11 protein-coding genes are annotated in these 11,837 nt (G+C 70.6%); 4 read left to right on the top strand and 7 right to left on the bottom strand.

Annotated elements, in window-relative coordinates; all coding sequences use genetic code 11:
- Positions 1-279, top strand: a complete 279-nt coding sequence (locus AC1MEY_RS17835; RefSeq protein ID WP_480231546.1) for a DUF2537 domain-containing protein — start codon at positions 1-3, stop codon at positions 277-279.
- Positions 280-283: 4 nt separating this feature from the next.
- Here the strand turns inward: AC1MEY_RS17835 and sepH are convergent, their stop codons facing one another.
- The 3 genes from sepH to map form a co-directional block, all read right to left on the bottom strand.
- A complete protein-coding gene (gene sepH / locus AC1MEY_RS17830; protein ID WP_480226772.1) occupies positions 284-1,153 on the bottom strand; it encodes a septation protein SepH in 870 nt (289 codons plus the stop codon).
- A gap of 93 nt (positions 1,154-1,246) precedes the next feature.
- Entirely contained in the window at positions 1,247-2,359 is a 1,113-nt protein-coding gene (gene serC / locus AC1MEY_RS17825; RefSeq protein ID WP_480226771.1) for a phosphoserine transaminase, read from the bottom strand.
- 10 nt (positions 2,360-2,369) lie between these two features.
- Positions 2,370-3,134, bottom strand: a complete 765-nt coding sequence (gene map / locus AC1MEY_RS17820) for a type I methionyl aminopeptidase (protein ID WP_480226770.1) — start codon at positions 3,132-3,134, stop codon at positions 2,370-2,372.
- Between the two features lie 139 nt (positions 3,135-3,273).
- On the opposite strand from map, the gene AC1MEY_RS17815 reads away from it, so the two are divergent.
- The 3 genes from AC1MEY_RS17815 to AC1MEY_RS17805 all read left to right on the top strand — a co-directional run bounded on the left by AC1MEY_RS17815 (position 3,274) and on the right by AC1MEY_RS17805 (position 8,714).
- Positions 3,274-4,302, top strand: a complete 1,029-nt coding sequence (locus AC1MEY_RS17815; protein ID WP_480226769.1) for an AurF N-oxygenase family protein — start codon at positions 3,274-3,276, stop codon at positions 4,300-4,302.
- Between the two features lie 9 nt (positions 4,303-4,311).
- Positions 4,312-5,970: an FAD-dependent oxidoreductase gene (locus AC1MEY_RS17810; RefSeq protein WP_480226768.1), complete on the top strand. Its 1,659-nt coding sequence runs from the start codon at positions 4,312-4,314 to the stop codon at positions 5,968-5,970.
- A 71-nt stretch (positions 5,971-6,041) separates the two neighbouring features.
- Positions 6,042-8,714 carry a family 1 glycosylhydrolase gene (locus AC1MEY_RS17805; protein ID WP_480226767.1) on the top strand — a complete coding sequence of 891 codons (2,673 nt, stop codon included), beginning with the start codon at positions 6,042-6,044 and terminating at the stop codon, positions 8,712-8,714.
- Here the strand turns inward: AC1MEY_RS17805 and AC1MEY_RS17800 are convergent.
- The 4 genes from AC1MEY_RS17800 to AC1MEY_RS17785 form a co-directional block, all read right to left on the bottom strand.
- A complete protein-coding gene (locus AC1MEY_RS17800; RefSeq protein WP_480226766.1) occupies positions 8,709-9,449 on the bottom strand; it encodes an NUDIX hydrolase in 741 nt (246 codons plus the stop codon). The genes AC1MEY_RS17805 and AC1MEY_RS17800 overlap by 6 nt on opposite strands.
- Positions 9,446-10,534, bottom strand: a complete 1,089-nt coding sequence (locus AC1MEY_RS17795) for an AAA family ATPase (protein WP_480226765.1) — start codon at positions 10,532-10,534, stop codon at positions 9,446-9,448. The genes AC1MEY_RS17800 and AC1MEY_RS17795 overlap by 4 nt, the downstream gene beginning before the upstream one ends.
- Positions 10,531-11,187 (bottom strand): nicotinamide riboside transporter PnuC, encoded by a 657-nt coding sequence (pnuC, locus tag AC1MEY_RS17790; protein ID WP_480226764.1) that lies wholly within the window; start codon positions 11,185-11,187, stop codon positions 10,531-10,533. Before pnuC ends, AC1MEY_RS17795 begins: the two co-directional genes overlap by 4 nt.
- 140 nt (positions 11,188-11,327) lie before the next feature.
- A complete protein-coding gene (locus AC1MEY_RS17785; protein WP_480226763.1) occupies positions 11,328-11,786 on the bottom strand; it encodes a VOC family protein in 459 nt (152 codons plus the stop codon).
- Between the last annotated feature and the right edge of the window lie 51 nt (positions 11,787-11,837).

Raw genomic sequence — 11,837 nt, 5'->3', positions numbered from 1 at the left:
ATCGACGACGAGGTGACGCCCTGGGGCACCGGGCTGACGGTCGCGGGTTTCGTGGCGGCGGTCACCGGCGCGGCCATCATCGTGCTCAGCCTGGGGCTGGTGCGCGTCCATCCGCTACTGGCTGTCGGACTCAACGTCGTGGCCGTGGGCGGGTTGGCCCCGACGGTGTGGGGATGGCGCGCACGACCGGTCTGGCGGTGGTTCGTGCTGGGCAGCGGCGTCGGCGTGGCCGTCGGTTGGGTCGTACTGCTGGCGATGGCCGCCGGCGGCTACGGCTAGCGGCTCAGGGCTGCGTGCCGGAGCGGACGCCGAGCAGCACGTCCTCCCAGGCCGGAACCTCGGGCTTGCGACGGCGTGCGCGGGGCTTCTGCGGCGCCTCGGGCGCTGCTTCGGCGGCCGGCGCCGGTTCCGGGATCGGCGGCGTCAGCGGCAGCTGCGGCTCGGTGACCGAGTCGTCGGCGAAGTCGTCCGCGTAGTCGGCGACCTCCTCGACCCGGTGCTCCACGGCGGCCCTGCGCTCCGGGGCCGCACTGGTGCGCAGCGCGACCGAGCGCAGCGGCGGGCGGCGGAAGTCGGGATCGACCAGTTCGGAGGCCGCGTCGTCGAAGGCGGTGACGGTGCCGCCGTGCGAGCCGGGGCTGAAGCGGAAGTGCGCGACGTTGTCGGAGCGGCCGGCCTTCCATGCGAGCTGCACGGTCCAGCGGCCGTCCTCGTTGCGCCAGGCGTCCCATTCGGTGGCGTCGGGATCGAGGCCGCGTCCGATGAGCGACGTCGTCACCGTCTCGAGCAGCGTCATGACCGTCGGTCCGTCGGCGAGCACGGGGTGCGCGGCGGTGGCCAGCTCAGCGGCCCGCGAGCGCTCCAGCAGCACGGGGTGGGCGAAGCGCTCGACGCGCCCCACGTCGACGCCGGCCGCCTCGGCGACCTGCTCGACGGAGGCGCCGGCACGGATGCGGGACTGAATGTCCCTGGGACGCAGTGGGTTCGACATGTCGACCTCGACCTTGGGTTTGCTGGACCCCACCCGGTCACCGCGCAGAGCTGCGTGCAGCCGGCCGTCGGGGATCAGGAGGAACTTCTCACCCGAGTCGGCCGATTCGCAGATGACGCTCTTACCGTCGACGTCCAAGCCGACGACGTTGAGTTCGCGCATATCAACCTCCTTGGGGCTAAGGCGTCACCCTACTGCGTTACCGAGTCGTGACCAGGCTCGACACGCGGGCCCCGGGCACTGTTACGCACGAGGTCAGAGGTGTTCGACGACCCAGTCGACGCAGGCGGTCAACGCGCTGACGTCCTCGGGATCGACGGCCGGGAACATCGCGACGCGGAGCTGGTTGCGGCCCAGCTTCCGGTAGGGCTCGGTGTCGACGATGCCGTTGGCGCGGAGCACCTTGGCCACGGCCGCGGCGTCGACCGACTCCGCGAAGTCGACGGTGCCGACGACCTGGGAGCGCAGCGCGGGATCGCCGACGAACGGGGTCGCGAACTCGGACGCCTCGGCCCAGCCGTACAGCCGCTGCGACGAGTCCGCGGTCCGGGAGACCGCCCAGTCCAGGCCGCCGTTGCCGTTGAGCCAGTCGAGCTGCTCGACCATGAGGATCAGCGTGCCGATGGCGGGGGTGTTGTAGGTCTGGTTCTTGAGGCTGTTGTCGATCGCGATCGGCAGCGAGAGGAAGTCGGGTACCCAGCGTCCGGAGGCCGCGATGGCCTCGACGCGCGCCAGGGCGGCCGGGCTCATCACCGCGAACCACAGGCCGCCGTCGGAGGCGAAGTTCTTCTGCGGCGCGAAGTAGTAGGCGTCGGCGTCGGCGATGTCGACGGGCAGGCCGCCGGCGGCCGACGTGGCGTCGATCAGGACGAGGGCGTCACCCTCGGGTCGCTCGACGGGTACGGCCACACCGGTCGAGGTCTCGTTGTGCGCCCAGGCGACGACGTCGACGTCCGGGTCGGACTGCGGCTTCGGCGCGCTGCCCGCGTCGGCTTTGATCACGATGGGCTCACCGACGAACGGGTTCGCCTTCACGGCGGAAGCGAACTTCGCGCTGAACTCGCCGAACGTCAGGTGCAGCGAGCGCTTGTCGACGAGTCCGAACGCGGCAGCGTCCCAGAACGCGGTCGAGCCGCCGTTGCCGAGGATCACCTCGTAGCCGTCGGGGACGCTGAACAGCTGGCGGACGCCGTCGCGCACGCGTCCCACCAGGTTCTTCACGGGCGCCTGCCGGTGCGAGGTGCCGAACAGGTCGCCCGCCGCGGCGAGGGCCGCGAGCTGCTCGGGGCGGACCTTGGACGGCCCGCAACCGAACCGTCCGTCGGCGGGCTTGAGGTCGGCGGGGATGGTCAGATCGGCGTCGGACATGGTCACGAGCTTAGAGCGTGAGGATGCGGGCGCCGTCGGCGGTGACGGCGACGGTGTGCTCGCTGTGCGCGGCCCGGGCGCCCGACGCGGTGCGCAGCGTCCAGCCGTCGGCGTCGTGGGAGTAGTCGTCGGTGCCGTCGGCGATGAGCATCGGTTCGATCGCGATGACGAGCCCGGGACGCAGCTTCAGGCCCTTGCCCGCGCGGCCCTCGTTGGGGACGTGCGGATCCTCGTGCATGGTGCGCCCGATGCCGTGGCCGCCGTGATCGGCGAGCATGCCGTAGCCGGCGCCGCGGGCCACCCCCGCGATGGCCGCACCGATGTCGCCCAGGGTGTTGCCGGGCCGGACGGCGGCGATGCCCGCGGCCAGCGCGGCGTCGGTCATCGCGATGAGGTCGGCGTCCCCGGGCCTCGGCGTGCCGATGACGAAGCTGCGTGCCGCGTCGCCGCACCACCCGTCCAGGACGGCGCCGAAGTCGACCGAAACCAGGTCGCCGTCGGCGAGCACCTCGTCGGTGGGGATGCCGTGGACGACGGCGTCGTTGACGCTGGTGCACAGCACGGCCGGGAACGGCGTGGGCGACCACCGCGGGTGGTAGTTCAGGAACGGCGACGTAGCGCCGTGCCCGGCGAGGACGTCGGCGGCGACGGCGTCGAGGTCGCGGGTGGTCCTGCCCGGGGTCGCGTGGGCCGCGATCGCGCGCAGTGCCTCGGCGACGACGGCACCGGCCGCGGCCATCTTCTCGATCTCGGCGGCGCTCTTCAGTTCGACCATCGGTTGTGACCTGCCTCACATGTGACGTGGATAACGCGGCTGGGGCACATCGCCCGGAATGCCCTGTTCAATTACTGGGACCACGGGTACCGTACTTAGACAGCAGGCCGACAAATGTAAACCTCACGGGAGGCATCAAATGGCTGTCAAGACCGCTCGGACCCGCGTCATCCGGCGTTGGCGCAAGAACATGGACGTCGTCGACGATACCGAGTACGTGAACAAGCTGGAGACGCTCTCCGCGGGCTCCGTGCGACGCAACTTCAACCCCTACGGCGACATCGACTGGGATTCTCCCGCGTTCGCCGTCACCCCGAACGACGAGCGCTGGATCCTCCCGTCCACCGACCCGTTCGGCATGCACCCCTGGTACCAGGCGCAGAGCCGGGAACGCCAGATCGAGATCGGCATGTGGCGCCAGGCCAACGTCGCGAAGGTGGGTCTGCACTTCGAGTCGATCCTGATCCGCGGCCTGATGAACTACGCGTTCTGGGTGCCCAACGGCTCGCCCGAGTACCGCTACTGCCTCCACGAGTCGGTCGAGGAGTGCAACCACACCCTGATGTTCCAGGAGATGGTCAACCGCATCGGCATTGACGTGCCCGGCATGCCCCGCATGCTCAAGTGGCTGTCGCAGCTGATCCCGCTCGCCGCGGGCCCGCTGCCGATCGTGTTCTTCTTCGGCGTGCTCGCCGGCGAGGAGCCCATCGACCACATCCAGAAGAACGTCCTGCGCGAGGGCAAGGCGCTGCATCCGATCATGGAGCGCGTCATGGCCATCCACGTGGCCGAGGAGGCCCGCCACATCTCCTTCGCCCACGAGTACCTGCACAAGCGGGTGACCAGCACCGGTCGCTTCAAGCGCTTCGTGCTCTCGCTGCACGTGCCGATCATCATGCGCGTGCTGTGTCAGGCGATCGTCGTTCCGCCGAAGGCCTTCTGGGAGGAGTTCGACATCCCGAAGTCCGTGAAGAAGGACATCTTCTTCGACCGCCCGCAGGGCCGCCAGTTCCTGCGCGACACCTTCGGCGACGTCCGCATGCTGTGCCACGAGACCGGGCTCATGAACCCGCTCGCCAAGCTGATCTGGCGCATCTGCAAGATCGACGGACAGGCGAGCCGGTACCGCAGCGAGCCGCAGCGCCAGCACGTCGTCGCCGTCGCGTAGGGGCTTTCGATGCCACACGTGATCACCCAGTCGTGTTGCAGTGACGGGTCGTGCGTCTACGCGTGCCCCGTCAACTGCATCCATCCGTCGCCCGACGAGCCCGGTTTCGCGACCGCCGAGATGCTGTTCATCGATCCGGTGGCATGCGTCGACTGCGGGGCGTGCGTATCGGCGTGCCCCGTGGGGGCGATCTCGCCCGACACGCGGCTGGAGCCCAAGCAGCTCCCGTTCGTCGAGCTGAACGCGTCGTTCTACCCCACGCGCGAGGGCAAGCTGCCGCCGACGTCGAAGCTGGCGCCGGTGCTCGAGGCGCCCAGGGTGGAACGTGGCGACGGACCGCTGCGGGTGGCGATCGTGGGCTCGGGACCCGCCGCGATGTACGCGGCCGACGAACTGCTGACGCAGCGGGGCGTCGAGGTCAACGTGTTCGAGAAGTTGCCGACGCCATATGGACTGGTCCGTGCGGGCGTCGCGCCCGACCACCAGACCACCAAGCGCGTCACCGCGCTGTTCGACAAGATCACCGGTGAGCGGGGCTTCGGGTTCTACCTCAACGTCGAGGTCGGCAACCACGTCAGCCACGCCGAGCTGCTGGACCACCACCACGCCGTGCTCTACGCGGTCGGTGCGCCCAACGACCGTCGGCTCGAGATCGAGGGCATGGGGATGGCGGGCAGCGGTACCGCCACCGAGTTCGTGGCCTGGTTCAACGGTCACCCCGAATACGCCGCGCTGCCGGTCGATCTCAGCCACGAGCGCGTGGTGGTCGTCGGCAACGGCAACGTGGCACTCGACGTGGCACGCATCCTCACCACCGACCCCGACGACCTCGCCGGCACCGACATCGCGGACCACGCCCTCGCGGCGCTGCGTGACTCGTCGGTGCGCGAGGTCGTCATCGCTGCCCGGCGCGGACCCGCGGGCTCGGCGTTCACGCTGCCCGAACTCATCGGGCTGACCGCCACCCACGAGGTGGTGCTCGACGCGGAGGACCACGAGCTGGTCCGGCACGACCTCGCCGAGGCCACCGACCCGCTGACGCGGGGCAAGCTGGAGATCCTGGCCACGCTGGGCGACGCCGCGGTGCCGAGCGCACGTCCCCGCATCCGGCTGGCCTACCGGCTGACCCCGCAGCGGCTGCTCGGCGACGGGCGCGTCGAGCACGTGGCGTTCACCGTGACCGGTGGCGACGAGGTGCGCACCCTGCCCGCCGGGCTGGTGCTCACGTCGATCGGCTACCGCGGCAAGGCGATCCGGGATCTCCCGTTCGACGAGACGACCGGAACCGTGCCCAACGACGGCGGCCGCGTGACCGGTGCGCCAGGGACCTACGTCGCCGGCTGGATCAAGCGCGGCCCGAGCGGATTCATCGGCACCAACAAGTCGTGCGCCGCGCAGACGGTGCGCGAACTGGTGGCCGACTTCAACGCCGGCGTGCTGACCGATCCGACCGGCCGGTCGTCCGCCCTGGACCGGCTGGTCCGGCAGCGTCAGCCCGCCCTGGTCGACGTCGCCGGGTGGCGTGCGATCGACGCCGCGGAGATCGCGCGCGGCGGAGCAGACCGGCCGCGGGACAAGTTCACCGCGATCTCCGACATGCTCGCCGCCGCCGCGACGGCGCCGAAACCGTCCATGCGCGAACGGCTCCTGGCCGGCCTCGGCTTCTAGGTCCAGGCCGGCACCCGGCGACTTTTGCGAAACGCCCGTCGCCTCGGCGGTCGGGCGTATAGCAAGACTGCATGAGTGCATCGGCATGCTCGGGTCGGGTCGGCACGCTCGCGGTCGCGCTGGGAATCGGGGCAGCCGTGCTGACCGCACCCGGCGTCGCGTGGGCCGAGCCCACCTCTGAGTCGTCCGAGACGTCCGCGGAGTCGACTCGTGACACGGCGGAACGGCCCGACCCGGCCGAGTCGCCCTCCGATGACCAAACCACCGACACCGACAACGAGTCCGATCCGGACGTCGACGACGAGCCGGACCCCGACACCGGTGCCACGACCAGCCAGGCACCCCCCGGCGTGACGGTCAGCACCGGCGGCGCCGTCACCAGCGGTTCGGCAGACGACGAAGACGAACGCGACGAGGACGACGACCCCGCGCCGACGCAGACCCCCACCGTCGAACGGGAGCCGGCGTCCTCGAAATCCGCCGACCGACCCGACGACGAACCTGATGACATAGCCCCACCGGCCGCCGAGCCCGTCACCTCGGTGGAGGCCACCGAGGTGGTCACCCGCGCGGACGACCATCCCACGACGGTCCACGCACCGACCGTCCAGGCGCCGTCACTCCGAGTCGCGCCGACGGCACTGGCCGTAACGCCTCCACCCGCCGTGCCGTCGCTGCGGCCGTGGCCCACGGCGTTCGATCCGATCAGCGTGGTGACCTACGTGACCGGCGTGGTGACGAGTCTCGTCAGCGCGGTGCTCAGTCCGTTCGCCGCGGGAGCGCCGGCCCTGCCTGCCGACCCGTCGCCGTGGGCGCTGCTGGCGTGGGTCCGGCGCGAGCTGTTCAACGAGACGCCCACGATCACCTACGACGCGAGCCAGAACACCCAGAGCCTCGACGCCGACGGCGACGTCGTCGTGACCGGCCACCTCGGCATCGGCGACGGTGACGGCGACGCCCACACCATCGACGTCGTGGGCAGGCCGCTCAACGGCGGTGTTGTCTCCGTCGCGGCGGACGGCACGTTCACCTACCGGCCCACCAACGCCATGGCCGCGGTGGGTGGCGTCGACCGGTTCACCGTGGTCGTCGACGACGCGGCCGCCGGTCTGCACGTGCACGGTCCGCTCGGCCTGCTGCAGTTCGTGCCGATACTCGGCAACTTCCTCAATCCCGGTGCGGGACATCGGGTCGCGACGACCATCACGGTGACGGTCAGCCCGGTCGACGGCATCGACCTGTCGTTCCCCGACGGCTTCCACTGGGGCGTCGCGCACGCGGGATTCCAGGCCGAGGGCGGCCCGGGCTCACCCGTCGATCCCAACTCCGACTGGTACAGGTGGGTGCACGATCCGATCAACCAGTTCCTCGGGCTGACGAACGGCGTCCCGGAGAACGGCCCCGGTGCCTACGTGAAGTACGACGGCGATGCCCAGCTCGCGCGCGAGGAACTGGGCATGAACACGTTCCGGATGAGCATCGAGTGGAGCCGTCTGTTCCCGAACTCGACGGTGCCGGTGAATGTCTCGGACGAGGGCGGGGAGATCACCCTCGCGGACCTGCAGGCGATGGACGCGCTGGCCGATCAGGCGGAGGTCGCGCACTACCGCGACGTCCTGACGTCGCTGCGGGCGCACGGCCTCGAGCCGATGGTCACGGTGGTCCACTTCGCGTTGCCGTCGTGGATCCACGATCCGATCGCGGCCCGGCCGCTGATCCAGCTCGGTCTGCCCGCGCCGGCTGCGGGCTGGCTCTCGCCCGACACACCGATCGAATTCCGCAAGTACGCCGCATATCTGGCATGGAAGTACGGCGACCAGGTCGACAATTGGGCCACGATCAACGAGCCCTTCCCGCCGGTACTGACGCAGTTCTTCGCGATTCCGGGCCTGGTGCCCGCGTGGCCGCCGGGCGTGATCCGCCCCGACCTCGCCGCGACGTTCCTGGTCAACCAGGCCGCCGGCCACGTCGGCGCCTACGACGCGCTGCACCAGTGGGACACCACCGTCGCCACCGCGGGCCAGCAGGCCGCCTTCGTCGGATTCACCAACAACATGATCCCGGCGCGCCCGTCCGACCCGAGGAACCCGCTCGACGTGCAAGCCGCCGATGCCTGGAACCAGTTCTACAATGAATGGTTCCCGAACGCGGTGATCGACGGCTGGGTCGACGCGAACCTCGACGGCGTCAAGACGGCCGACGAAGTCCACGCCGATTTCACCGACAAGGTCGACTGGCTCGGCGTGCAGTACTACGGCTCCCAGCCGATGCAGGGCTTCGGCCTCGCGCCGGTGCCGGGCTTCCCGTTCCTGCGCGGCCTCCCGATCCGGTGTGCCGCGGAGTCGCCGACGTGCAGCGACTTCAACCAGCCGATCGATCCGGGCGGTTTCCGCGAGGTGCTCGAAACCGCGGCGTCCTACGGAAAGCCGGTGTGGATCACCGAGAACGGCATCGCCGACGACGAGGACACGAAGCGGCCGGGCTACATCGTCAACCACCTCGCGGTCGTGCAGGACCTGCTTGCGCACGGCACCGACATCCGCGGCTACACCTACTGGTCGTTCGTCGACAACCTCGAATGGGCCGACGGCTACCACCTCCAGTTCGGGCTGTACGGATCCGATCCGGCCACGCCCGAACTGGAACGGACCCCGAAACCGGCGAGCATCGCGGCGATCAGTTCGATCACCACCGCCAACGCGTTGCCGACCGGTCTGCTGGCCGGCTACGCGCCCCAGCTATGACGGCCGGGACAGCGGCGGCAGCACCAGGTCGGCGCCGCCCGGCTCGTAGAGTTCCGGCGGTCGCCCCCCGCGCCGCCCCGCCGCACCCGAAGCGCGCGCGACGGGTCGGACGAAGCCAGGAGTGGTGAGCACCTTGCGCCGGAAGTTCGCCGGCTCCACGTGCCCGCCCCAGACCGTCTCGTAGACGCGACGCAGTTCGGCCAGGCTGAACGGTGCCGTGACGAAGTGCAATGCCAGCGTGGTGTATTCGAGCTTCGCGCGAACGCGTTCGAGTGCGTCGGCGAGAATCCGGTCGTGGTCGAAGGCGAGCGTGGGTACGTCGGCCACGGGGGTCCACCGGGCATCGCTGGCATCGGTCCCCGCCACCGCATCCGGTAGGCCCGGGGCCAGCGCCACGTAGGCGATCGACACCACCTGCAGCCCGGCGGCGATCCGCGGGTCGCGATCGGGTGCGCTGTAGGCGGCGAGCTGTTCCAGGTGCGCGTTCGACTCGCGGGCATCGAGGCCCGTCTCCTCCAGCAGCTCCCGGTGCGCCGCGTCGTCGGCGGACTCCCGGCCGTGCCGGACGTGGCCGCCGGGCAGTGCCCAGCTGCCGAGCTGCGGGTGCTCGCCGCGCCGGACGAGCAGCACGCAGAGCCCGTCGGTGCGCAGCGTGAACACCGCGAGGTCGACGGTGACGGCGAAGGGGGGATACGACCGAGGGTCATAGTCGCGCAACCACTCCCGCTCGCTCATGCCGACACGCGCTCGAAGCCGGGGCCATGCAGCGGTTCGCCGAACCGGGCGGCGAGGTCGAGCAGGGGATCGACGGTGCGGATCGCCAGGTCGACGCGCTGCTGCAGCGTCCCGGTCAGCGGCACCCAGGAGTGCCCGGCGCGGGTCAGCGCGTCGGTGAACCATCCCGTCATCGCCGCCCGGATCGCCAGGTCGCCCTCGCGCATGCCGTCGTCGACCCACGGCACGCCGTCGTGATCGGTGACGAGGTAGACGGCCCGGCGCGGAACCTCCGTCCACGGCTGGCCGACGCGCGCGGCGGCGCCGAGGTACCGGCGCTCCCACACGGCCGTCGCGAAGGCGTCGGTGTCGCAGACCAGCAGTGGCGACCCGGCACGGGCCGCCGCGTTCTCCCGGCGGGTCTGCTCGGTGGCGATCACGTCGAAGTCGGCCGTGTCCCAGACGAGGTCGTCGAGCCGGCCGGGCTGTTCGGCCCACTTGATCTCGGTGTGGTCCCGGCCGTACTCCGTCACGCACGTCGTGGCCGACCACGGCCCGCCCCAGGCCCGGTAGTGCTCGGCCAGCGCCCGGGCGACCGTCGTGGTGCCGGTCGACTCGGCGCCCAGCACGACGACGCGGGTGGTCAGCCCGGAGCGGGTGGCGGGCGCCAGATCGACCCACCGGGCGGCGAGGTCGGCGCGGACCGCCGTGCTGCTCAGCGCGCTGCGTTCGACGGTCACGGGATCGGCGTCGAACCGGCGGGCCAGTTCGGCGCCGTAGGAGTCGCCGCAGAACACGGCGTCGACGGTCGCCTCCGGTTCGAGTGCGGCCCGCATGATCGCGACCTGCGCCGCCCACACCCGCTCGTCGGTGACGTCCATCGGTGCGTCGCAGCGTGTTCCGACGATGCGGACGCCGGGTTCGCCGCCGTGCTCGTCGCGCAGCCAGGCCACCCTGTCGGCGAGGGTGATCGTCTCGGTGGCGCCGGCCATCGCGAGGACGGTCAGCCGGTCGCACCGGCCCGCGGCCCAGCGGATCAGCGCGTGGTGGCCGGCGTGCGGCGGGTAGAACTTGCCGATCAGCAGACCGTGCCGGTAGCGGGTCACGACGCCACCCGCTCGAGCGTCGGCGCGGCGTCGTCGGCCATCGCACGCCGCCACGACCGGAGGCCGGCGATGCACAGGCCGAGGAACAGCACGTAGACCAGCGCCGTGAGGTTGAGGTCCTTGACGACGTAGAGCGGGATGTAGATGCAGTCCGCGGCGATCCAGAAGTGCCAGGTCTGAATGCGCTTGCCGTTCAACAACCATTGCGCCGCCAGCGAGAGGCACGTCGTCAGTGCGTCGAACAGCGGGGCCGCCCCGTCGGCGTGCCGCAGTGCGACGTAGACGACGGCGGTGCCCACCACGACGAACGCGAGGCACCTGCGGATCTCGCGGGCGGGGGCGCGCGTGACGACGAGCGCGGTGTCGCCCGTGCGGCCGCGCGTCCACCGGACCCAGCCCGCGACGCCGAGGGCGATGTAGACGATTTGCAGTCCGGCGTCGGCCCACAGTCGCGAGGAGGCGAACAGCAGCAGGAAGAAGACGCAGTTGGCGATGCCCACCGGGAAATTGAGGACGTTGCGCCGCACGGTCAGCGCCACGCAGAGGCCGCCGGTGACGAAGCCCAGCAGTTCGAGGCGGCTGACGGGTGCGCCCCACAGCGTGAACGACTCCACCATCAGCGGGTGGATCAGCGCGGTCAGCCAGGCGTCCATCGGGACCTCCAGGAGTTAGAGTCAATGTGACTATAACTCGTGGCACGTAACCGTGCAGTCGAAAGGTGCCGAACGTGCGGTCACGGCGGAGAATTCGCGAATCCGTCGCCATCGCGGCACGTTCGGCGGCCGCCCCGGGCTCAGCCCTCCGACATCTCCGACATCGCCTGCGCGATCTCATCGGCGCTCACCTCGCGCATCGGCTGACCCATCGACCACATGTGTCCGAAGGGATCCTGCAGTACTCCGTAGCGGTCACCCCAGAACTGGTCCTCCAGGGGTGCGATGACGGTGGCGCCCGCATCGACGGCGCGCTGGAACTGCGTCTCCACGTCGGTGACGGTGAGGTGGATGGTCACCGGCGTGCCGCCCAGGGCGGTCGGTGTCATCGACCTGCCGCCGGTCATCTCGGGGAAGTCGTCGTTGAGCATCACCACCGAGCCGTTGATGCGCACGGCGGCGTTCACCAGCTTGCCGTCCGGTCCGGGCACCCGGCCGAGTTCCTCGGCGCCGAACGCGGCGACGTAGAAGTCGATGGCCGCGGCAGCGCCGTCGACGATCAGATAGGGGGAGACGGCGGGTTGGACGTCGATCGCCATGGTGGGCGTCCTTTCGGAAGTGGGATGGTCACCAGTGTCGACCGGGCCCGC

The organism is Mycobacterium sp. PTI7 (assembly GCF_056679845.1).
Note: the sequence above shows the minus strand (reverse complement) of the source record. Positions and strands in the feature narration are given on the sequence as shown.